Origin of the sequence: Methylomonas albis, assembly GCF_014850955.1 — a bacterium.
Taxonomy (GTDB): domain Bacteria; phylum Pseudomonadota; class Gammaproteobacteria; order Methylococcales; family Methylomonadaceae; genus Methylomonas; species Methylomonas albis.
Genome location: NZ_JACXSS010000001.1, coordinates 1,648,724 through 1,671,297, shown reverse-complemented (window position 1 = coordinate 1,671,297; position 22,574 = coordinate 1,648,724). Strand labels below are relative to the sequence as shown.

The 22,574-nt window shown below is 49.6% G+C and carries 21 protein-coding genes; 11 read left to right on the top strand and 10 right to left on the bottom strand.

The features are described 5' to 3' along the window. Positions 1-4 precede the first annotated feature (4 nt). The 3 genes from EBA_RS07705 (at position 5) to EBA_RS24715 (ending at position 2,657) form a co-directional block, all read left to right on the top strand. Positions 5-1,105, top strand: coding sequence for a glycosyltransferase WbsX family protein (locus tag EBA_RS07705; protein WP_192374104.1), 1,101 nt, complete (start codon positions 5-7; stop codon positions 1,103-1,105). A gap of 104 nt (positions 1,106-1,209) precedes the next feature. Beyond that, on the top strand, positions 1,210-2,169 hold the full coding sequence (locus tag EBA_RS07700) for a glycosyltransferase family 2 protein (protein ID WP_225616012.1): 960 nt from the start codon (positions 1,210-1,212) through the stop codon (positions 2,167-2,169). A 74-nt stretch (positions 2,170-2,243) separates the two neighbouring features. Next, positions 2,244-2,657: a hypothetical protein gene (locus tag EBA_RS24715; RefSeq protein ID WP_324615344.1), complete on the top strand. Its 414-nt coding sequence runs from the start codon at positions 2,244-2,246 to the stop codon at positions 2,655-2,657. Between the two features lie 759 nt (positions 2,658-3,416). On the opposite strand, the gene EBA_RS07690 is transcribed toward EBA_RS24715, so the two are convergent. Then, positions 3,417-4,394: a malate dehydrogenase gene (locus EBA_RS07690; protein WP_192374103.1), complete on the bottom strand. Its 978-nt coding sequence runs from the start codon at positions 4,392-4,394 to the stop codon at positions 3,417-3,419. A 208-nt stretch (positions 4,395-4,602) separates the two neighbouring features. Here EBA_RS07690 and EBA_RS07685 point away from each other — a divergent pair, with 208 nt between their 5' ends. Genes EBA_RS07685 through glyA form a run of 3 tightly spaced genes read left to right on the top strand, consistent with a single transcriptional unit; the run spans position 4,603 to position 8,102 of the window. Beyond that, positions 4,603-5,460: an NADP-dependent methylenetetrahydromethanopterin/methylenetetrahydrofolate dehydrogenase gene (locus EBA_RS07685; RefSeq protein ID WP_192374102.1), complete on the top strand. Its 858-nt coding sequence runs from the start codon at positions 4,603-4,605 to the stop codon at positions 5,458-5,460. A 17-nt stretch (positions 5,461-5,477) separates the two neighbouring features. Then, on the top strand, positions 5,478-6,833 hold the full coding sequence (locus EBA_RS07680) for a glycerate kinase type-2 family protein (RefSeq protein ID WP_192374101.1): 1,356 nt from the start codon (positions 5,478-5,480) through the stop codon (positions 6,831-6,833). A gap of 9 nt (positions 6,834-6,842) precedes the next feature. Beyond that, positions 6,843-8,102 (top strand): serine hydroxymethyltransferase, encoded by a 1,260-nt coding sequence (gene glyA / locus EBA_RS07675; RefSeq protein ID WP_192374100.1) that lies wholly within the window; start codon positions 6,843-6,845, stop codon positions 8,100-8,102. 1,370 nt (positions 8,103-9,472) lie between these two features. Here glyA and lolD read toward each other — a convergent pair. Genes lolD through fur form a run of 3 tightly spaced genes read right to left on the bottom strand, consistent with a single transcriptional unit; the run spans position 9,473 to position 11,838 of the window. Further along, the gene (gene lolD, locus EBA_RS07670; RefSeq protein WP_192374099.1) at positions 9,473-10,171 is read right to left on the bottom strand and encodes a lipoprotein-releasing ABC transporter ATP-binding protein LolD; all 699 of its coding nucleotides are present in this window, start codon (positions 10,169-10,171) and stop codon (positions 9,473-9,475) included. Beyond that, on the bottom strand, positions 10,164-11,411 hold the full coding sequence (locus EBA_RS07665; protein ID WP_192374098.1) for a lipoprotein-releasing ABC transporter permease subunit: 1,248 nt from the start codon (positions 11,409-11,411) through the stop codon (positions 10,164-10,166). The genes lolD and EBA_RS07665 overlap by 8 nt, the downstream gene beginning before the upstream one ends. A gap of 10 nt (positions 11,412-11,421) precedes the next feature. Beyond that, on the bottom strand, positions 11,422-11,838 hold the full coding sequence (gene fur, locus EBA_RS07660) for a ferric iron uptake transcriptional regulator (RefSeq protein WP_192374097.1): 417 nt from the start codon (positions 11,836-11,838) through the stop codon (positions 11,422-11,424). Between the two features lie 116 nt (positions 11,839-11,954). On the opposite strand from fur, the gene EBA_RS07655 reads away from it, so the two are divergent. Next, the gene (locus EBA_RS07655) at positions 11,955-12,509 is read left to right on the top strand and encodes an outer membrane protein assembly factor BamE (protein WP_192374096.1); all 555 of its coding nucleotides are present in this window, start codon (positions 11,955-11,957) and stop codon (positions 12,507-12,509) included. Between the two features lie 19 nt (positions 12,510-12,528). Here EBA_RS07655 and EBA_RS07650 read toward each other — a convergent pair whose 3' ends face one another. Genes EBA_RS07650 through EBA_RS07630 form a run of 5 tightly spaced genes read right to left on the bottom strand, consistent with a single transcriptional unit; the run spans position 12,529 to position 15,334 of the window. After that, complete coding sequence (locus tag EBA_RS07650; RefSeq protein ID WP_192374095.1) at positions 12,529-13,002, bottom strand: LabA-like NYN domain-containing protein; 474 nt, start codon at positions 13,000-13,002, stop codon at positions 12,529-12,531. A gap of 7 nt (positions 13,003-13,009) precedes the next feature. Then, complete coding sequence (gene ppnP / locus EBA_RS07645) at positions 13,010-13,324, bottom strand: pyrimidine/purine nucleoside phosphorylase (protein ID WP_192374094.1); 315 nt, start codon at positions 13,322-13,324, stop codon at positions 13,010-13,012. A gap of 36 nt (positions 13,325-13,360) precedes the next feature. Next, a complete protein-coding gene (locus EBA_RS07640) occupies positions 13,361-13,948 on the bottom strand; it encodes a tRNA (mnm(5)s(2)U34)-methyltransferase (RefSeq protein ID WP_192374093.1) in 588 nt (195 codons plus the stop codon). Beyond that, positions 13,923-14,978 carry an NAD(P)/FAD-dependent oxidoreductase gene (locus tag EBA_RS07635; RefSeq protein WP_324615343.1) on the bottom strand — a complete coding sequence of 352 codons (1,056 nt, stop codon included), beginning with the start codon at positions 14,976-14,978 and terminating at the stop codon, positions 13,923-13,925. The genes EBA_RS07640 and EBA_RS07635 overlap by 26 nt, the downstream gene beginning before the upstream one ends. 5 nt (positions 14,979-14,983) lie before the next feature. Then, entirely contained in the window at positions 14,984-15,334 is a 351-nt protein-coding gene (locus tag EBA_RS07630; protein ID WP_192374092.1) for a HopJ type III effector protein, read from the bottom strand. Positions 15,335-15,565: 231 nt separating this feature from the next. Between EBA_RS07630 and EBA_RS07625 the strand changes: the two genes are divergently transcribed. Genes EBA_RS07625 through EBA_RS07610 form a run of 4 tightly spaced genes read left to right on the top strand, consistent with a single transcriptional unit; the run spans position 15,566 to position 20,079 of the window. Beyond that, complete coding sequence (locus EBA_RS07625) at positions 15,566-16,210, top strand: polysaccharide biosynthesis/export family protein (RefSeq protein ID WP_225616010.1); 645 nt, start codon at positions 15,566-15,568, stop codon at positions 16,208-16,210. Positions 16,211-16,235: 25 nt separating this feature from the next. Next, positions 16,236-17,537: a porin family protein gene (locus EBA_RS07620; RefSeq protein WP_192374091.1), complete on the top strand. Its 1,302-nt coding sequence runs from the start codon at positions 16,236-16,238 to the stop codon at positions 17,535-17,537. 1 nt (position 17,538) lies between these two features. Then, entirely contained in the window at positions 17,539-19,281 is a 1,743-nt protein-coding gene (locus EBA_RS07615; RefSeq protein WP_192374090.1) for a lipopolysaccharide biosynthesis protein, read from the top strand. A gap of 18 nt (positions 19,282-19,299) precedes the next feature. Further along, positions 19,300-20,079 carry a CpsD/CapB family tyrosine-protein kinase gene (locus EBA_RS07610; protein ID WP_192374089.1) on the top strand — a complete coding sequence of 260 codons (780 nt, stop codon included), beginning with the start codon at positions 19,300-19,302 and terminating at the stop codon, positions 20,077-20,079. A gap of 47 nt (positions 20,080-20,126) precedes the next feature. Here the strand turns inward: EBA_RS07610 and EBA_RS07605 are convergent, their stop codons facing one another. Then, positions 20,127-22,514 (bottom strand): tetratricopeptide repeat protein, encoded by a 2,388-nt coding sequence (locus tag EBA_RS07605; protein WP_192374088.1) that lies wholly within the window; start codon positions 22,512-22,514, stop codon positions 20,127-20,129. Positions 22,515-22,574 lie beyond the last annotated feature (60 nt).

Below are 22,574 nucleotides of genomic sequence, written 5' to 3'. Positions count from 1 at the left end.
ATCTATGAACAGAAGTGCGCGCATCATCGCCTTTCATCTCCCCCAATTTCATCCAACACCCGAAAACGATGAATGGTGGGGTAAAGGATTTACGGAGTGGACCAACGTAGCTAAAGCCAAACCTCTCTATCCAGGACACTATCAGCCTCATATTCCTGCCGACCTAGGTTTCTACGACTTACGCCTGCCCGAAGCGCGGCATGCCCAATCCGAGATGGCCAAAGAATACGGTATCGAAGGTTTCTGTTATTACCATTACTGGTTTGGAAACGGGCGCCGTCTATTAGAAAGGCCTGTTAACGAAATACTATCTAGCGGGGAACCGGATTTTCCATTTTGTCTATGCTGGGCCAACCATAGCTGGAATAATATCTGGCAAGGCGTAGCAGACCGTATGCTGATGGAGCAAACCTATCCCGGCATGGAAGACCATAAAGAGCATTTTGAATGGTTACTCAAAGCATTTAAAGATCAACGCTATATTACTGTCGAAAATATGCCTTTGTTTTTGATCTTTAATCCGGGAGAAATCCCCGACTTACCTAATGTACTTAGCTATTGGCGCAGATTAGCCGTTGAGGCCGGTCTGAAAGGGCTCTATCTAGTGGGCGTAAACTACCGATTCAGGGCGGATTGGGACCCTCGTAGCGTCGGTCTGGATGCATCGACTTGGCAACCCCTACCGCCTAAAGACGGTCACATTCCAAGCAATTTCTTTGGTGATAGAATTAAACGTTTTTTTTCAAAAGCAAAGCCGCACGTCACCGTGCATCATTATGCAGCGGTAATCGACCGATTGATCCGTAAGTCCTCTCCTCCTTTTCCAGATTATCCCACAATATTACCGAACTGGGATAATACACCTCGCTCTGGAGAAAATGGACTAGTTTTTCATGAGTCAACTCCGGAACTGTTCAGAACCTTATTACGCCGAGCATTTTCGCTTATCAAACATTATGAGCCGGAAAAGCGCATTATCTTTATCAAGGCTTGGAATGAATGGGCCGAAGGTAATTACTTAGAGCCGGACCAGAAGTATGGACATGGTTATCTTCAAGCGGTTAAAGAAGAACTGCAATCATCTTTCTTTGAAGATAATAAGTAGCTTATTAAATAGGCCGATCAGATATTGTTATCGATAGATCGATCACACAAAATTGGCTTTATACTCAGCTTTATCGACTTGAACCACTCAATATCGACTTACCTATGGTGCAATTCAATCAGAATTTAATATCGCAACGACCAACAATTTCGATAGTGATGCCTTGCTATAATTCGGCGCATTTCATTGGAAAAACCATCGCCGATCTGTATCAGCAAACTTTCAAAAACTTTGAATTGATAGTAGTTGATGACGGTTCGTCGGATAACTCGCTAGAGATTTTGCAAGAAATAGCAAAGCAATACCCAAACCTACAAATTGTTTCCCAACAAAATAAAGGCCCTGGCCCGGCCCGAAATCGCGGATTAAAAGCTGCAACGGGGGAATTTATCGCCTTTCTGGATTCCGATGATAGCTGGCATCCAGCGTTTTTAGCAAAACTTCATCAAAAACTCTCCGAAAATCCCGATTGTGTGCTGGCATACTGCGGTTGGCAAAACCTTGGTTTGAGCACTGAACAATGTCAGCCTTATATTCCACCCGATTATCAGGAAAATGATAAATTTGCCGTTCTATTGCGAAGTTGCCCGTGGCCGATTCACGCCGCATTGACACGTAAACTTGCCATAGATAAGGTCAAGGGTTTTAACGAAAACTGGTTAACGGCAGAGGATTTCGACATGTGGGTTAGGATTGCGATATTCGCGAAAATTGTCCGCGTTCCTGAAGTGTTGGCGTATTACCATCACCAACAAGGTGAACAAATTTCTAGTAACAAGCTTAGGGCAATACTCAATCATTGGGGCGTGCAAATAGGCTTGCTGCAAGACTTTCCCGAAATATCGAAAACCCTGGGTAAATCTAAAACCGATCTTTTGACAAAAGGCCAGTTGTTGCAACGGGCTTATGAGCTTTATTGGAAAAACGATTTACAGAGCGCCCATTCTTTATTTAGAAAGTCTCTAGTTATGGGTTACTTTAGCGTGAGAGATTTAAAATATATTCTACCCAGTTTACTGCCGCTAATGATTTACCAGACTCTCGTCAAAAATATGCGCGACTAAGGCCTCCTCTCGGCCCATTTATTACTTCCCAGCCGACAAAGCCAGCCACAAAAACCATCGTGAGCCAGAGCCCAATGTCCTTATTTCGCTCCCCATTCCAGGCCATGGGCACCCAATGCGAAATCCAGTTATTTTTCGCAGAACACCGGCAGGTCAAGCCCATTGCCGACATAGTAATCGCTGACGTAAACCGCTTGGAAAGCTTATATTCTCGGTATAAATCCACAGTTTGTTATCAAGGATTAATAAGGTCGCAGCAACTGGAGGTAGTATTACAGTCGATGCGGAAACGGCTGGGTTGCGGCATTTTGCGGCAGGCTTGGCGTTTCGAAACCGGCCAACTGCCAGACGAACCCCTTACTAAGAAATTGTTGGAAAAAGTCGGTTGGCTCAAGCTGCGCTGGCAGGCAGGCATCCATCATCCCCGCCAAAAACAGGCATTGGCAACCACGCTAGCACTGCATAACGGCGCCGGCGGTGGCGACTAAGAGCGCTGTATTATCGTCAATGGTCAGCGCTACTGACACATCCTTAATCCTAAAACAGGTTGGCCAGTTCGGCATCTGTCAGCGTCGTTAGGCAATTCTGCGTGGTAGCTGGCAGTGCTTCAACAACAGCCATGCTCAAGGAAGAGCAAGGCCATGCTGACTAAAGCAGTTGGAATTACCGCATCTGTGGATAGACGTGAACGGCAATTCCGGTGGCTCGCTGGTCAGCCAAGGCTCGATAAGCCCACGCTAAATTTTATCCATTCCCAATACGACGCAAACTTAATCCGCTAAACATACCTATCCACAAAAATCTTATAAAGAAATGCGGCATATCACCTACCGCTGCGGCATAAACCCTAAAACAAGCCATTTGGCACTATTCAGATCTTCTGTAGAGCCCGCCGAACAGGAGCTAACAACTGGCACACTTATTGCTTTAGGTAATCAAAATAATAAAACGCTATTTTTCCCGCCTGCCGCCCCAAGCATTCGCTGCCGCGTCACCGACAGGCCCCAATCGTTTTAAGAATTAAAGCTTAAGCCTACTTACCGGCTAAATAGCGTTTACCAGTCGTTAACAGCTGCCAAGGATGGCGGCACCTTATTAGTCCACTAACCGCACTGTTCGCGGGCAATTCAAATGTGAGTAAATATGACAACCAGCCACTGAAACAGTAGCTGGTTACGTCGAATCAAAAGACGGGGGGTGAATAAAATAACGCTCTGAATAGCCGGTGAGCCCTGCCATTCCAATAACTAAAGCAAATGCTTGATCGCTTGCCGCTCTTCTTTTAACTCAACTTCGTTTTGACGCAATCTTGCCAAACTGAATTCGTTAAGATCCAGGCCCTTAACAATAGCGATCTGCCCATCGGCCACCATAACCGGGAAGGAATAGACCAATCCTTCCTCCACACCATAGCTACCATCTGAAGCCACCGCCATACTCACCCAGTCGCCAGAGTCAGTACCGAACACCCACACCCGCATATGTTCGATCGCCGCATGCGCTGCGGACGCTGCGCTGGACTGGCCGCGTACCTTGATAATTTCTGTGCCGCGATATTGAACGGTAGGAATAAATTCGTCGACAAACCAAGATTTCTCAACCAAGGACAACACATCCATGCCCTTGACTTTGGCATGATGCAAATCAGGATATTGAGTGCAGGAATGGTTACCCCAAACCGCCACGTTTTTTACGTCCCTGCTCAGCACCCCGCATTTCTCGGCTACTTGGCTTATCGCGCGTTTATGATCGAGCATGGTCATGGCCGTAAAACACTCTGGCGCTAAATCCGGTGCATTATTAATAGCGATTAGAGCATTGGTATTGGCGGGATTACCTGTCACCAACACTTTCACCTTGCGGCTGGCCACCTCATTTAGCGCGCGGCCTTGGGTGATAAAAATCTGCGCGTTATCTAATAACAAATCGCTGCGCAACATCCCCGGTCCGCGCGGCTTTGCCCCCACCAAAAAGGCATAATCGACGTTATCGAATGCCACTTTCGGATCGTCGGTAATGATGATTTTGTTGATCAACGGAAAAGCGCAGTCGTTCAATTCCATCACTACGCCTTGCAGCTGCTTCATGGCGGGCGGGATTTCCAAAAGACGCAGCACGATAGGCTGATCGGGGCCCAACAGTTCGCCGGACGCTAAATGAAATAACAAGGAATAACTAATCTGGCCAGCTGCACCTGTTACAGCAATATCGACGGGCGTTTTCATCTGCGTTCCTCTTTGATTATTGGATTCATCCACGCCCACGCTAACAAGCAGGCTTTTCCAATATGACATAAAGTTTTTGAGCAAACAATCACTAATTCCGGCTTTCCGAAACCGGTTTGGATTCTGCAGCGAGGCAAATATTATTCTGTATAATGCCGGCGGCTAACCTTCTCCCCCGGGCCACCATTTTTTTATATCAGGTAGCTTAATGAAAAAATTGTTATTCCAATTTGACACCGACACCCACCCCTCGGTTTTCGATACCGTTGTCGCTTACGATGGCGGGGCGGATCATGTAATCGGCCACGGCAACATATCCCCAGACAACGTCGGCGCCTTGGTTGAAGGCACCATCTTCACCCGAGCGCCCAAGGACAAAAAAAATACCGCAATTTTTATCGGCGGCAGCAATATCGAAGCCGGCCAAAACTTACTGGCAGCGGTACAGGGGTATTTTTTCCCCGGTTTTCAAGTCTCTGTGATGCTGGATAGTAATGGCAGCAATACCACCGCAGCCGCAGCCGTCGCCAAACTGGGCAGCAGCGCTAGCCTGGCCGGTAAAAAAGCCGTGGTACTGGCCGGCACAGGCCCAGTCGGTCAACGCGCGGCGGCGATGATGGCGCTGGAAGGCGCGCATGTTAGCATCACTTCCCGGCATATATTTAACGCGGAAAAGGCCTGTTTCGCGATGAAAGAACGGTTCGGCGTGGACTTAACACCATTAGAAGCTGCGGATTACGACAGCCGTGCCGCCGCCATTCAAGACGCCAATATTGTGTTGGCAACCGGGGCCGCCGGCGTCGAGCTGTTAAAGCCCGAACATTGGCAACATAATCCGCATCTGCAATTACTGGCGGACGCCAACGCCACCCCGCCGGTCGGAATCGGCGGCACCGATGTACTGGATCGCGGTGAAGAGCGCCACGGCAAAATTGTCTGGGGTGCCATCGGCTTTGGCGCGTTAAAGTTAGCCTTGCACCGCGCCTGCATCGCCAAATTATTTGAAAGCAACAAACAGGTGTTCGACGCGGAAATCATCTTCGCACTCGCCAAAGCCATGGCCTAAGGTCCTGCCGGATCCTTATGTCGGTCGTCAAGCCCCGCTCACGCGAACATGCCGCCGCCATTTTTCGCGCCGGCGTCGCGGCGGCCGATCCCTATCTGGCCGTAAAACGCTTTCTGAAGGCCGATAGCCAGCTTTTACGTATCGGCTCCCGCAACGGCGACTGGAGGCGCATTCATTTGCTCGCGTTTGGCAAAGCCGCTTGCGCCATGGCCGATGCCGCGCAAACCATCATCCCCGAAGCTTGGCTTGCCGGTAAAGGCATGGTGGTGACTAACTACGACAACATTGATGTAGTGGAGAATTGTCATGTATTCGGCGCTGGTCATCCGTTACCGGATGCCGCCGGCTTGCACGCGGCAAAAACCCTCGCTACCCGCCTGAACGACACAAAAGCCGGCGAGCTGGTTTTAGTGCTGATTTCCGGCGGCGGCTCGGCACTACTGCCCTCCCCCTCCGCAGGCATCACGCTGGCGGAGAAAATCGTCACTACCCAGTTATTGTTAGCCTCGGGCGCAACCATCAACCAGATCAATTGCGTCCGCAAACACCTGTCGCAATTGAAAGGTGGCGGCCTTGCCAGACTTGCCGCGCCGGCTGATTTGCACGCACTGATTCTATCCGACGTCCTCGATAACGATTTAAGCGCCATCGCCAGCGGCCCCACCGTCGCCGACGATACCAGCTTTGCAGACGCCATATCCGTGCTGGAATCGTTTGATATTTGGCAGCAAATACCGCCCGGAGTGCAAAACCATTTGCAACAAGGCGCCCGAGGTTTACGAATCGAAACACCAAAAAGCGGTGACGCTATATTCGAACACGCCGGCCACACCTTAATCGGCAGCAATGCGACCAGCGTTGATACCGTCATGCATGCCGCAAGTAAGTTGGGATACCAAACCCTGCTCTACAGCAAACAACTGAGTGGCGAAGCTCGCTTGGTAGCCGAACAACTAGTACGACATGCGCTGACCGTATCAGCCAACATTACGCAAGCGACAGCCCTTATTGCCGGAGGCGAAACCACTGTCACCCTAAATGGCACCGGCAAAGGCGGCCGCAATCAGGAAATGGCCCTCGCCTTTGCGCTGGCCGCCGAAAAACAGGGTTTGCAATTCGCGTGGACCTTTTTGAGTGGCGGCACTGACGGCCGCGACGGCCCCACCGATGCAGCCGGCGGCATCGTCGATAACCACACTTTGCAACGCATACGCGACGCGGCTCTCGACCCGGAAGCCATGCTGAACGATAATAACGCCTATCCGGCCCTAAAAGCCGCCAACGATCTACTACTATGCGGCGCGACCGGCACCAATGTCGCCGATTTACAAATTCTGCTGCTGCATCCCAACGCATCACCCGACCCCCTATGAGGAGACCACATGTTTAGCAAATCGATGACCATTGAAGGTTTTGATAACGAGCTCTTTCAGGCTATAGAAAAGGAACGCCAACGCCAGGAAGATCATATAGAACTGATCGCTTCCGAAAACTACGCCAGCCCACGCGTTCTGGAAGCGCAGGGCACCTTGCTGACCAACAAATACGCCGAAGGCTATCCGGAAAAACGTTATTACGGCGGTTGTGAATACGTCGACATCGTCGAGCAACTGGCTATCGACCGCGCCAAGGAATTGTTCGGCGCCGATTACGCCAACGTCCAGCCGCATTCCGGTTCGCAAGCCAATATGGCGGTATTCATGTCGCTGATTCAACCCGGCGACACCATCCTCGGCTTGAGCCTGGCCGACGGCGGCCATTTAACCCACGGCGCCAAACCCAACTTCTCCGGCAAAATCTACAACGCCATCCAGTACGGCCTGAACAAGGACACCGGCGAAATCGATTACGAACAAGTCGAAGCACTGGCTCTGGAACACAAACCGAAATTGATCATCGCCGGCTTCTCAGCCTATTCAAGAATCTGGGACTGGCAACGTTTTCGCGACATCGCCGATAAAGTTGGCGCTTATTTGGTGGTGGACATGGCCCATGTGGCCGGTCTGGTAGCGGCGGGTTTGTACCCCAACCCGGTGCCGATTGCCGACGTGGTCACCAGTACCACCCACAAATCTCTGCGCGGCCCGCGCGGCGGCTTGATATTGTGCAAGAGCAATCCTGATTTGGAAAAGAAGATCAACTCCAACATCTTCCCCGGCATCCAAGGCGGGCCGTTGATGCACGTAATTGCCGCCAAAGCCGTGGCGTTTAAAGAAGCCATGACCCCGGAATTTAAAACCTACCAACAACAAGTCGTCAAAAACGCTCAAACCATGGCGGAAGTGTTTATCCAACGCGGCTTTGACGTAGTTTCCGGCGGCACCGACAACCATTTGATGCTGGTGTCTTTAATCCCGAAAGGCATCACAGGCAAAGCTGCCGACGCCGCGCTGGGCCGCGCGCACATCACCGTCAACAAAAACGCCGTACCCAACGACCCGCAGTCGCCGTTCGTCACCAGCGGCATCCGCGTCGGCACGCCTGCCCCTACTTCGCGCGGTTTCAAGGAAGACGAAGTCCGTCAAGTCGCGGCTTGGATGTGCGATGTGATGGACAACCTCGAAGACGAGAGTGTGATTGATGCGGTTAGGGAGAAGGTACATTTGCTGTGTGCTAGATTTCCGGTTTATTCGGTGGCATAAGATTTGGCCCGGGTAGCCTGCCCCTCAATAGCTTAAGTTAGCTATTGTGTCGCTATCGCGACGGGTATTTTTAATGTCGGGTCTCGGCCCGACAGCCGAGATACTTTTCTTTGCTTGTCCAAAGAAAAGTATCCAAAAGAAAAGACACCCGGATGCCGCTTATTCCCTGCGCTCCAAAGCTTTTGACCGGGGTTGCCGAAAGGGGCTTCCTGCCCCTTCGGCAACGCGCCGCATCCCTGCGGCGCCCCTAACGGGCTAATCCGTTCAAAAGCTCCGGTGCTCGGCGCGGCATACGGGAAGAAAACCAACCACGTGTAGGGTGGGCAAATTTTGCCCACCATTGGCTTTCACCCCGCGTGGGCACTAATTCGTGCCCACCTGCTGCTTGCGCCTTATGCCCGAAAAAAAGCCAGAAAACAGCCGTTTAGCACTTGAATCGACAAATTAATTACTTGGTTTTCTTGGAGATGTAGCGAGCAGCGACCAAAACAACAATTACGACTATCGCTGAAGCTAGTCCAGCAAACAGAAATGACTTTTGTGGACTGGTGTCAAATTCAGAAATAGATAGCACAATAAGAGTCGTTGCCACTCCGAGCGCCATGATGGATACAGCAATGCTAGACCATAATTCATGCCGATCCGCACATTGCTCACAGTAAATATACCTTCCACCTCGGTGATGACTGATGATTCGATATTCAGTCATCGAGACGGGGCGTCCGCATGAATAACATTTCTGTCGAATATTTCTGGCCTTTCCACGTAAGTCGCGGAATATATGTATAAGCAATGCCAATATAATTGGCGAGATCAGAATGAAAAAAAAGATAAAAAATCCCATAAAGCAAGTAGCCTGAATGAAGCAAAGCGGAATCCGTGAAATCGAAGCCATCAAAACCTCGATTTCGTTTCACTCCATCGAGGCTACATCATTTGTTCACTAACCGACTTTTAATGCCGGAACGGTTTGCTCCCGTATGCCGCGCCGAGCACCGGAGCTTTTGGCGAGAATAGCCCGAAGGGGTGCGGCAGGCATGCCGCACGTTGGCGGAGGGACAGGAATCCCCTTCTGCCGACCCTCGTCAAAAGCGAGGAGCGCAGGGAATAAGCGGCATCCGGGTGGCCTTTTCTTTGGATACTTTCTTTTGGCCAAGCACAAATTCGTCTGGAACGAATTTGAACAGCCAACAGGCTGACCCGAAAGGCGAAAACCAAGGAGGGTTTTCGTAGCGAAAGTATCTCGGCTGTCGGGCCGAGACCCGACTTCAAAACACTCGTCGCGACAGCGACACATTATCCCGACGACTCGCATCCATGCGGTCTGGATTCCGGCAATCCATGCCGGAATGACGCATTTTCAAGATTTGTCAGCCGTGATGAGTCCTATCCGGCACTATCAACCCATCTTCCATATAAAGCACATGATCCATCCGCCCGGCCAATTCCGGATCATGCGTCACCACCAAAAAACTCACCTGTAATTCCTGATTCAATTCCAGCATCAGCTGATAAATCTGCTCGGCGGTTTTGCTGTCCAGGTTGCCGGTCGGCTCGTCGGCGAGCACGCATTTAGGCTTGTTGATCAAGGCGCGCGCCACGGCGGCACGCTGCCTTTCCCCGCCGGAAAGTTCGCCAGGTTTGTGTAACATTCTATGCCCTAACCCGACCCGCTTCAGCAACTCGGCCGCTTGTTGTTGCGCCTGTTTGATCGATTGCTTACCAATCAACAGCGGCATCGCCACATTTTCCAGGATGGTAAATTCGCCCAGCAAGTGATGAAACTGGTAGATAAACCCCAGTGAACGATTACGAAGCTGACTAAGTTTGCCGGCGCTAATCTTGTTCAAATCGGCGCCATCCAGCATCACCGAGCCGGAGCTGGGTTTTTCCAGACCGCCCAGCAAATGCAACAAAGTACTTTTGCCGGAACCGGACGCGCCCATGATAGCGACGCGTTGACCGGCATGAATCGCCAGATCGACGCCGCGCAACACTTCGACGTTCAAGTCGCCCTGCTCGTAACGCTTGGTCAACCGCTGGCATTGCAACACGATGGCATTATTCATAACGCAACACCTCGGCAGGATTGATACGCGCCGCCTGCCAAGCAGGATAAAGCGTCGCCAGCAAGGATAGTAAAAACGCCACACAAGCTATCCAGTACACATCGGTCCAAATCAATTTTGACGGCACTTCGCTAATGTAATACACGTCGGCCGCCATGAATTGCACACCAAAGGCTTTTTCGATGGCCGGGACTATCGTTTCCACATTCAGCGCCAATAACACGCCGCCTACGGTTCCCAATAAAGTACCTATACTACCGATGATGCAGCCCAAGACAATAAAAATACCCATCACCGAACCGTTGGATAAACCCTGAGTTTTCAGAATCGCGATGTCGCCGCGCTTGTCGGTGACCACCATCACCAGCGTAGAGACAATGTTAAACGCCGCCACTGCGACGATCAGCAGCAAGATAATAAACATGGCTCGCTTTTCGGTTTGCACCGCGCGGAAAAAATTGCTGTGCGCCTTGGTCCAGTCGCTGACTCGAAACTCGTCGCCTAGCGTATCGGCCAAACCTTGGGTGATGCGCGGCGCGTTAAACAAGTCGTCCAGCTTCAAACGCAAACCGGACACGGCTTGCTCGAGCCTGAACAATTTGCCGGCATCGTCGAGATGCATCAGCGCCATGTTGCGGTCGTATTCATACATGCCGACTTTGAACACACCCACCACGGTGAAGCGCTTCATGCGCGGCAGAATGCCGGCTGGTGTAGAGTTGATTTGCGGTGTGATCACGGTGACTTTATCGCCCATCGTGACGCCCAAATAATTAGCCAACTCGACACCCAGTACGATGCCGAATTCACCGGGTACCAAATCGTTAAGACTACCGAACATCATTTTGCTGGCCACTTCCGACACTTTGGTTTCATATTCGGGCAGCACGCCTTGCAGCAAAGTGCCGCTGACTTGGCGATCAGCATTAACCATCACCTGACCATGAATAAACGGCGCCGCGCCCTCGACATGCGGCATGTTGCGCGTGCGTTGTTCCAAGGCTTGCCAATCGTCCAGTTGACCGAAGCGACCGGTAATCGTACTGTGCGCGGTCATACCCAGGATACGTTCACGCAACTCGGCTTCAAAACCGTTCATCACCGACAACACGGTAATCAAGGCAGTCACGCCCAACGCGATACCGAGCACGGATGTTAAGGTTATAAATGAAATAAATTGTGTACGCTTTTTAGCACGGGTATAGCGTAACCCGATATACAGGATGAGTGGTTTGAACATGCTTTTTAGCTTAGGGGTTTTTACAGGCGGCGCAGTAGCCGTACAGATAGAGGCTGTGATCGGTCAGGGTGTAACCTAATTTCTGGGCGATTTCGGACTGCCGCTTTTCGATGATCTCATCGGTGAACTCCGCGACTTTACCGCACTTCATACACACCACATGATCGTGATGGTTGCCTTTGTTCAGCTCGAAAATAGAGTTTCCACCCTCGAAATGATGCCGCTCCACCAGACCAGCCGCCTCAAATTGTGTCAGTACTCGATAGACTGTAGCTAAGCCTATTTCCTCGCCTTCGGACAGCAATATCTTGTAAACCTTTTCGGCCGACAAATGTCGATCATCTTGCTGTTTTTCCAAAATTTCCAGAATTTTGATTCTGGGCAAGGTCACCTTTAAGCCCGCATTACGCAAATCCTGAGTTTCCACAAGCCCGCCTCCTTTAAACCGATAATCAGCGACATTGTATCGTTTTTTGCGCCAAGCCGCTGACAGAATTATGGGATAATGCCTTATCGTTTGTCGTCGGACCTCACTCACTCCCCATGAAAAAATCGTCTTTTTTGCTAGCGGCCGTCACCAGTTTATCCCTTGGCGCTTGCAGCACCATCCTCAATAATTTACCCGGCGTATACACCTTGGATATTGAGCAAGGCAACATCATCGATCAGAGCATGATCAACCAGCTTCGACCTAATATGACCAAGCGCCAAGTGTTATATATCATGGGTTCACCGATGCTGGCCGATGCCTTTCACGAAAAACGCTGGGATTATCTGTATTCCGAACAAGCTAGCGGCGAAGACCGAGTGCAAAAGCGGGTGTCATTATTTTTTAATGGCGACAATTTGATGGGCGTGCAAGGCGACTTCAGACCCAGTTCGTTGCCGGTCGTCAAAGAATCCGCAGAAACCAGCGTAGATGTGCCAAAGCGCGACATCGAACGTTCGATGTGGGAAAAAATCAGTGGCTTGTTCGGCAGCGACGAACCCGATACCTTTGCCCGCAGAAACAATCAAAACGCCACCGAGCCCAAAGAAGCCAGCAGCTCCGCCGAGAAGGGCAAAGAACTGGTTGAAGAAGACCCCGGTAAAAAATAGGCTATTCGACCAAGAGGCTTTATAGCAAAAGGGCACCGGCGATGGCGATAAAATTGTCGGCCGATTGAATCAGGGCCGGCGCTGTTAAGCTATGCACACCGTACACATCGCTAGCAGTAGCAAAATCGTTGCGGACCTTTTGTAACAGCAATTCGAAATCGCCGTCGCCGGACAATAATACAATTCGGTCGGCCTGCGCGGCATAATCCATGACATCCAGCGTTATCCCCACATCCCAATCGCCTTTGCTGGTGCCATCGCGGCGCTGGATATAAGGCTTTAGCTTGACGGTAAAACCGATATTTTTCAGAATTTGCTGAAAACCCAGCTGCTTGCTGTCGCCACGATCGGTCGCATAAGCAATGGCAGCGACAACCTGCTTACCCGCGGTTGCCTGCTGCCAAAATGCGCTGTAATTGAAATGTTTCTGGTAGCATTGCCGGGTGGTGTAGTAAATATTTTGGACATCGACAAAAATCGCTACTTTTTCCATTTAGCGCTTACTTCAAAAAAGAACAGCAATAATCGCTGGCAATACTGACCTTCAGCGAAAACTTCGCATTGCCGGGCACGTTAAACGACTCACCGCCCTTCACTGCTTGCCAGGCATCGCTGCCGGGCAACAGCACTTCCAGTTCGCCCGCTAGAATTTCCATCAACTCGGGATCGGCCGTGTTAAAAGTGTATTCGCCGGGCTGCATGAAACCCAAGGTTTTCGAAGAACCGTCGGCAAAACGTATCGTGCGGCTATTCACTTTGCCGTCGAAATAGACATTGGCTTGTTTGACGATGGTGACATTGTTAAATTCTGACATGATGCAAATCTATTACGAGTAAAAAAAGGAGCGCAATCATAGCAGATCAACTTGTTTGCGAATAACAAAAAGCCGGGGCGCGGTGGGCTTGTCGTAACGACTATGAATGACTTCTGACGTAAAACAAGCCCTATCCAATTGCTGGGACCATGCCGCCAATTGCTCCGCTTCCAGATCGCCACCAGCGTGTCCCGGATAAGCCAATACGGTCATCACAGCGCGCGGCGCCAACAGACCACAAGCCGCATTCAAGGCAGCCAGCGTCGAATCGATTTGGGTAATCACAGTTTTATCGGCACCGGGCAAATAACCCAGATTAAACATCACCGCCCTCACCCGTCCATGCCATTGCTCGGGAACATGCGCCAGCATATCGGCATGACTGGCGAGACGAAGCGTCACCCGGCGCTGTAAATCATGCTGAAGTAAACGTTGAAAACTATTGATCAGCGCTTGTTGTTGTATATCGAAACCAAACACATGCCCGCCCCCTCCAACGCTCCGCGCCAGAAACAAGGCATCGTGACCATTGCCCAGCGTCGCGTCCAGCGCAATGTCGTCCAGTTCAAGATATGAACTGACGATGTCATGAGCCAGCTCAAGCAGGGAAATACGTTTCATCATAGCGACGTATATCGCAGACCGGCGGTAAACCGGCTTGCTGTTGCAGATAATCCGCAAACCGGGCGGCATACCAGGGAATCGCCACACTGCCCTTGGCACCAAATCCGTTGAAAATATGCAGCTGCGGATACCGAGGATGCGTGCCGATAAACGGCTGTTTATCCAGCGTGGCCGGCCGAATTCCGGCCCGATGTTGATAGATATCAGGCGCTTGCTGTAGCGGACAAACCGAGCGTAAGCTCTCTAATAATGCGGTTTGCGCTTGTCGGGTCGGTAAGGTGTCGAGTTGACGGGTATCGAAAGTGGCGCCGGTTTTAAACCGGCTCGCCTCAAGTGGAATCAGCCAATGTCCGTAATTCAAAATGTGTTGCGGAATATCTTGTCTGCTTTCACAGCCCAGTATTTCGCCTTTTGCCAATTGAAACGGCAAATACCTGAACCATGGGTTGGCAATCGCCTGATAGCCTTCGCAGAATACGATATGCCGGGGATAGATGCCTCGCCATTGCAAAGCCGGTTCCAGGCTAATATCGTTATATTGCAGGCTATTGTGCCGATAACAGTTTTTGTTGCTCAAAAAATCACGCAATTGACTCAAGAGTGCTTCAGTCCGCAAATAGCCGGTTTGCCGTTGCTGCAACACCCCGTATGGCGCGTTGATTCCTGTGGGAGCGGGTGCCAATCCTACTAAATAGTCGCGATAATCCGGCTGTGCTAATCGGCGCTCGGCCATGCTAAGCTCGTTAGCAGTGCGCAGGATTTTCAGCATCGGTATTTGCATATAAAACGTTTGCCGAAACTGCATGCCGAGTTGCTGATAAGCATGCACCGCGGCCGGCAGCAATGTTTCGATACCCCCCTGCTTTACCAGGCGCTGACCGGTAACCGGATTGATCAAGCCGGCCGCGACTTGCGAGGCGTTTTCCGCGCCGTCATCCACCACCAATATTCGCAATTGCCGCTGCATCAACTCCCAGGCCAATAGACTACCGGCCAAGCCCTGACCGATCAGCAACACATCGATTTGCACGGTAATTATTTGGCTTGCAAGGCCTCGCCTTTGAACACAATACCTTCCCAGCCATCGCGCATGAAATTTCTGATATTTTGATGATCGTTTCCATCCGGGTTCCCCAGCACATCCTGACGATAATAATCACCGAAAAGCGCCAAAGTTTGCTCAACGGTTAGTTGCTGCAATTTGGCGAATGCAAAAATCTTGCAGGAGCCCTCATTACGACCCGCTTCGTTAACTAGAGGCTGTTGCAAGCCGTTACTGAATTCAGTAGCCTGATAGTGATAGTGGTCGGCAATAATTGCCATGGTTTCCTGAAAATCGATAGCTTGTCCGGACTTAACACATTGTAGAAAATCGTTAACCATCATTGGCTTACTCCCAAAGCTTCATTAATATTTGGTTAAATTACAGTCAGATTTGAACAAAACACAGTCATTCCCGGTTATAATTGCATGAAATGTCTAGGTGTTTCTCAGCCAAGACTGCGATTGGGAACGTCTTATTATTGTTATATTCCGTCATTAAAATCCGGCGCTGCGTTGTCGGTTGGCTCGGAGCGTACGGATTGCAACCTCAATAACATCATAAAGGAATACATTTTGAAACAGATAATTACTCTTTTCTCGTTTTGTCTGCTTTGCTCCACCACCGCCTTAGCAGAACCGGAAATCCAGATCCCGCCCACGCCACCAATAGAGCCCCTCAACGGTACAGCAATCAGCCCGTCACCTACGGTGACTATCGAGCAGACCAATTATGCGGCTTACCAGCTATCACCGGGCGATGCACTGGAAGTTACGGTCTGGAAAGAAGAAGGCTTGCAACAATTGCAAATTTTGATCTCCCCGGACGGCACGATTATTTTCCCTTTGATCGGTACCGTCGGTGCCGCCGGCAAAACCATTACCGAGCTGAAAGATAATCTGACTAGCCGGCTGGCCGACTATATCTCCGATCCATCGATTACCGTTAAGTTACTCAACAACCAAGGCAACTCCATCTTCGTGATTGGTAAGGTCAACAAACCCGGACAAGTATTTTCCGGCAGACGTCTGGACGTGCTGCAAGCACTCAGTCTGGCCGGCGGCCTAACGGTGTTTGCCAAGGAAGGTTCGATCAATATTATTCGCCGCACCGGCGATCAAGTTAAAGTGTTTCCCTTCGACTATAGCGATGTGATTGATGGCGACAGCTTGGAACAGAACATCCTGCTGGAACCGGGAGACACGGTCACTGTACCCTAAGCGGAACTAGATAGAACTACTATCTATGAAGATAAAAACGGAATTTTTGCTCCCCGCATTGGTTTTATTCAGCACCGACGGCTATGCGCTGGATTTGTTGTTCAAACCGGAATTCAGCTTTAAGGAGCGCTACGACGACAACGTGCGCATGCAGGTCCATCCAACACATAGCAATCTGATCAGCACCATTTCCCCTGGAGTAATGTTCGGATATCTTGCCGACGATAATGAGCTGAATACTCGCTTCAAATGGAATGAGTTGATTTACAGTAGCGACTCAGCACTGGATTTTTCCGAAAAGCTCGTCAACCTTAGCCACAAATATCAAAGCGAACTTTTCAAAACCGATCTGGTTGCAAGCTACGCCGAAGAGTCCTCGATCAATACTCAACAAGATCCCACTCAAATCGATCCCACTCAGATCAATGAAAGCGGTGGTGTGCAGAGACTAATACCAAGAAACACCAAGTCAGTTGCCCCAACGCTCACCTATTACCTGAGCGAAAAAAACTCAATACAATTGGGTTACAGTTACACAGACGTGGCGTATGACAAGAAGCCCAGCTTAACAAGTAGCCTAAATTACTCGGATTATAGCTATCAGCAATTTTCCACAACGGGTACCCACGCCTACACCGAGCGCCTTTCGTTCAATTTGACGGGCGCTTATTCGGTTTACGAATCGGCTAATCAGAACCCAGGCTTAGCCTTTGGCTTTATCCCCATAACATCGGGTTTTAGTCAGAAATCTACAACTTTCACCTACCAGGCTGGTCTGCAATATCTATTTGACGAACAAACTCAATTAGCACTGTCAGCAGGTATCCGCGACACAACAACCGAAAGCACCCAATTCACAAGTTCGTCAAACCCTTCGCCACTGCTTAATACTCAGTCTTCGTTATCTAAAAACACCATGGGCAACGTGTTTTCGGCAAGCTTGGCTCGCAAAAGCGAATGGGGCAATTTTAGCTTGAGTGCCGGACAACAGCTCAATCCGGCCAGCACCGGCCAGCAGCAAACCTCAACCACCTTTTCTGGGCAGGGCCGTTACAATCTCACCGAACGCTTATCCACGGGTATCAACGCCAATTACTTATTATCCGAATCGGTATCCACTTTAAGCAACAATACCAGCACTAGTAACAACCGAACTTACATCACCCTATCACCGAATATTCAGTGGCGCTGGACGCCGGAAATCAATTTGGATCTGTCCTATAGCTATCGCCAGCAAGTGTATGAATCAAACAAGCAGACCATAATTGGCGATAGTGTACAACTACAATTCTCTTATCAACCGCAAATCAATCGTCAGGTGAAATAGCGTGGAAAATCAAGCCATCGACATCAAGGACTATCTAAAAATCATCAAACGACGTAGAAGGTTTTTGATTGTCCCCTTTCTAATAATCGCGCTAATCAGCATCGTTTTGGCAGTGCTGTTACCGGCTGTGTACCGTTCCACTTCTACCATCCTGATCGAAGCGCAAGAAATCCCCGCCGAACTGGTGCATTCCACCGTCACCACTTTCGCGGAGCAACGGATTCAGATGATCAGCCAGCGAATCATGACCCGACCTAACTTGACCGAGATCATCAAGAAATACGATCTTTACGCCGACCAACGTCAAAAAAAGCCGGAAGAAGTGATTCTGGAGAAAATGCGTAAAAGCATAAAAGTGGAAACGATCAGTGCCGACGTTGCCAACAACAAAAGCGGCCCCTCCCAACAAGCCACCATCGCGTTCACGCTGACATTCGACGACAGATCGCCAACGCTTGCGCAAAAAGTCGCAAACGAATTAACCTCTCTGTTTCTGAAGGAAAACATTAAATCGCGCACCGAATCAGCCGAGAATGCAGCATTGTTTTTAAGCGAAGAATCAAAACGTCTGAAAGTCAAAATCCAAGAAATCCAGCAAAGCTTGGCCACGTTCAAGGAAAAAAACCTGAACCAACTGCCGCAAATCAGTGCCTTGAATCAGCAAGAACTGACCTCTTTGAGCAACCAGTTGTTGCAATTGGATACCCAAGAACGGACACTGCAAGATAGGCGTTACTATCTCGAAGGTGAGTTAGCGCAAATCGACCCGAATGCCATGGCTACCAATGCCGTAGGTAATCGGGTGTTCGATATGAAAGACCGTTTGAAAGAACTGCAATCGCAATATCCATCGGTCTTATCCAGCCACTCCGCCAGCCATCCGGATGTCATCAAAATCAAACGCGAGATCGATTCTTTACAGAAAGAAATTGGCTCCAACACCGATCTAAACGCAATGAACGGTGAGCTGACAGATAGAAAGGCGGAGCTGGCCTTGCTATTGAAACAGTATTCCGACAAACATCCGGACGTTGTGAAACTGCAAAAACAAATCTCCGCTTTGCAACAAAGCTTGAATGATGCCAAACAAAGCGATTACAGCAACACCAATATGCAACCCGATAATCCAGCCTATATCACCTTAAAATCCCAGCTGGCTTCGGTAAATACTGAAATCGAGTCTTTGAATTTCACCCGCGGCCGCGTGCAAAATAAAATGGAAGAGTTGCGCCAAAGCTTGCGTCAATCGCCATTAGTTGAAAAAGAATATATGGATTTGATTCAGGATCTGGATAATACCAATATACGCTACCGGGAAGTGAGTACCCGCGAGATGGAAGCGCAAATCTCGCAACAATTGGAGATGGAAAGAAAAGGCGAGCGTTTTACCTTAATTGATCCGCCGCAAGAGCCGCTTGAACCGGTTAGCCCCAATCGAATTGCTATTATGGTACTGGGTATGGTTTTGGCCTTAGCCAGCGGCTTTGGCGCAGTGGCATTGACCGAAATGCTCGATTCCACCATCAACAGCCCCAAAGCGGTCGCCGCAATTCTAGGCGTGGAACCTTTAGCTTCGATACCCTATTTTGAAAGCAAGAAAGAACAACAAGACCATAAAAACGAACGACGTATGCTGTTGATAGGTGCTGGAATAACCGGCATTCTGGCTATCGTTGCATTTCATTTTATTGTCATGCCGCTTGATGTATTTTGGTACAAATTACTACGTGTCGTGGGCAATTAATCATTTAAGGGAAAACTCATGAACCCCATTGAAAACCTGGTGGAAAAAAACAATCCGGCCGCCGCCTTAGCTAACCAACCGGGCGACAAAGTCAGTATCGCTTACACCAAAACTCGGGTGCATAGTCCGGATCAAAACTTACTAAAGCAAAACCGGATAATTTCGGCGGCCTTGCCCGGTAAATGGCTGGAATCCTACAGAATGCTGCGCACCCGCTGCTTACAGCAAATGGACGCGATGGAATGGAAGACCATGGCTATCACCAGCACCGGTGAAGGCACCGGCAATAGCTTAACCGCGGTGAATTTAGCCATCAGCATGGCGATGGAGCTTGACCGCACTGCCTTGCTGGTCGATGCCAACTTCCAGAACCCCAGCGTCAACAAATTATTCGGTATTCAACCCAGTGCGGGACTGAGCGACTATTTGCTGAACGATACCGAATTAAGCTCGATGCTGATTAATCCCGGCATAGAACGCTTGGTAGTCCTGCCGGCCGGCAAACCTTTGTTTAATTCAACCGAGATGCTGCGCTCGCCCAAGATGGTAAGGCTGGTTAACGAACTAAAAAGCCGTTACCCATCGCGCATCATTATTTTCGATATGCCGCCGATTCTATCGCACGACGATACGCTAGGCTTTTCGCCTTATGTGGATTGTGTGTTGCTAGTGATCGACGAAGGTCATACCAAGACCGATCAATTAAAGCACGCGGCCTCTTTGTTGAAAGATACCAACGTACTGGGGACGGTATTCAATAAAGCTACCGACAATAAAATCAGCTATACCGAAGTTTAAACAGGCTTGACGTGGCTACCGAAGGTAGCCACGTCCTTGCTTTTCTATCAGAGTTTACTCAAAACATCCTTCGCTTCATTCAAGCCGTCGAATTCGACTTTTTTATCGACCGCTTTTTGCAAATACTCGCGAGCTTTGACTGGGTCATTTTGCTTGAAATAGACCATACCCAAATGATAATTGCTGATCGGAGATTGCGGATCGCGCTCGATCACCTTCAACATAATCTCTTTGGCCTTGTCGTAATTGCCTTGTTTGTACGCAACCCAAGCAGCTGTATCCATCATGTTAGGATTATTGGTCTGCAATAAAGGCTCAGCCAGCTTGGCCGCGCGCTCCAAACTTTCGGGAGTGGATGAAAAGTCCGATAAGTAACTGGCCAGGTTATTAACTGCAACCACCGAATTCGGATGCAACTTGTAAGACTCCTCGTAAAGCGCCAGAACTTGCTCATGTTGACCATCACGATGATACAAACGTGCCAAGTCATCGACCAACTCCAACGCGCCGTTAGTTTTCTCGATACCCTTTTTATAAATATTGATCGCTTCAGCTTGGTTTTTTTGCGCCAGTTCGATCAATGCCAAATTTCGGTAAGGGCTATACCAGTCCGGTTTAATGCTGGTAGCTTTGGTATAAGCTGTTTTGGCTTCCCCAAACTTTTGCTCGTTCAGGTAAGCACCACCCATCAGGTTATAAGCAATAAAATGATCCGGTTGCTGTTTGATGACTTGCTGTAATTTACCGATAGCCTTGTCCGATTGCTTCAATACCAGATAACTTTTTACCATTTCGGTCAAAGGCTCTATCGCATCGGGCTTACGCGTCAGAGCCTGTTGAAACGCTTCTGTGCTGGCTTCCAACTTACCTTCCGCCTGATAACCCAAACCGGACATATAAAACCCGGTGGCATCTTTATCGGATAGCTGCTGTACCTGTTTGGCGATGTCCTGCGCCTTATCCCAATGCTTTTGCGACAACTCAATCTTAAACATCGCTTCCAAGCCTTTTAGGCTTTTCGGATTAGCTTTCATCAGCGCTTCAATCTGTTGTTTTGCCTGATCCTGATGCCCTGCTTTCAGATGTAAGCTCACCAAATCCAGCCGAGCGGTCTCGTCGCCCGGCGCGGCAGCGACCACTTTTTCCATGTTCTCTCTAGCCAGTTCGTCTTCGTTGTTACGAAGATGAGCCGCAGCCAGCATTTTCAACACTCCAATATTATTGGGTTGATCAACCAATACCGAGCGAAAATCGGCAATCGCATCGGGAATTTTATTTTCACCCAAGGCAAATTGGCCGCGCAGAGTCAAAGCCTCGGCATCACGCGGATTGTTAGCCAATACTTCCTTAATTAAACCTTTAGCCTCGTCGCCGCGTTTGGTCATCGCATACAACGCAGCCAACTTATTTCGCGCGGTAATACCGTTTGGTCCCAACTTATCCTGTTCTACCACTTCTTTCATAGTCGCTTCAGCTTTATCGACTTCCTTTTGGGAAAGCTGGATATTGGCTAGCTTGAATTTCAACTCATACGCTTGCGGCTTTTGCTCTATCATTGGCAGCAGCTCGGCAATAGCCACTTCCGGACTGCGTTTTTCCAACAGGAAATCGACTAAATAAGTCTTGGCGGTATCGTTATCCGGCAACTTGCTTACCGCATCGCGTAAAGTTGCTTCGGCTTTATCGACTTGTTTGGTACCGACCTGGAACAAGGCTAAAGTGCGGTAATGCTGTAACTGCTGGGGTTCCAGCTTGACAATTTCCGCCAACATCGCTTCCGCGTCAGCGATCTGGTTGTTTTTAGCGTATAAGCCGGCCAACATACTGCGCAACGCAACATTATCGGTTTTCTTTTCAATAGCTTGCTTCAATAATGCAATCGCTTCGTCGACTTTATCCAAGCGAGCCTTAATGGAAGCCATCATCAAGGTAGCCGGTACATCGTCCGGACTGTTTTTCAAGGCGCGCTCCACCGTCATAATCGCGCCGTCGCTGTTATTTTTGGCTGCTTGTACGCCGGCGAACAATACCAACGCCTCGACATTATCCGGTTCCTTGGCCAGCGCTTCGCCGACCATTTTTTCCGCATCGTCTACCGCTCGATTCAACAATAACAACTGACCAACCCGAACCCGCGCCATCACATGATTTTCATTGCCGGCAACGACGGTACTGTATTCCTTAAAAGCATTTTCGATTTTGCCTTGTTTACTTAGCGCTTCCGCAATTTGGAAGTGAGTTTCCCAATCCTTGGGATCGATTTGCAGCACGTTTTTATAGGCAAGCAACGCTTTGTCATAATCACCCGCTTGATAGAGCTGTTTGCCTTCTTCCATGTATTTCGCTTTCCGTTCATCGGCGCCGTTACAGGCCACCAAGCCGGTCGATAACACAACAATGCCTAGATTTTTTAAAAAATTTTGTTTCGTTGTCATTAGTCTCTCGATAATTCTTGCGTTTGATTATTTAGCTGCCTTGGGGGAGCGCCGCTTTTG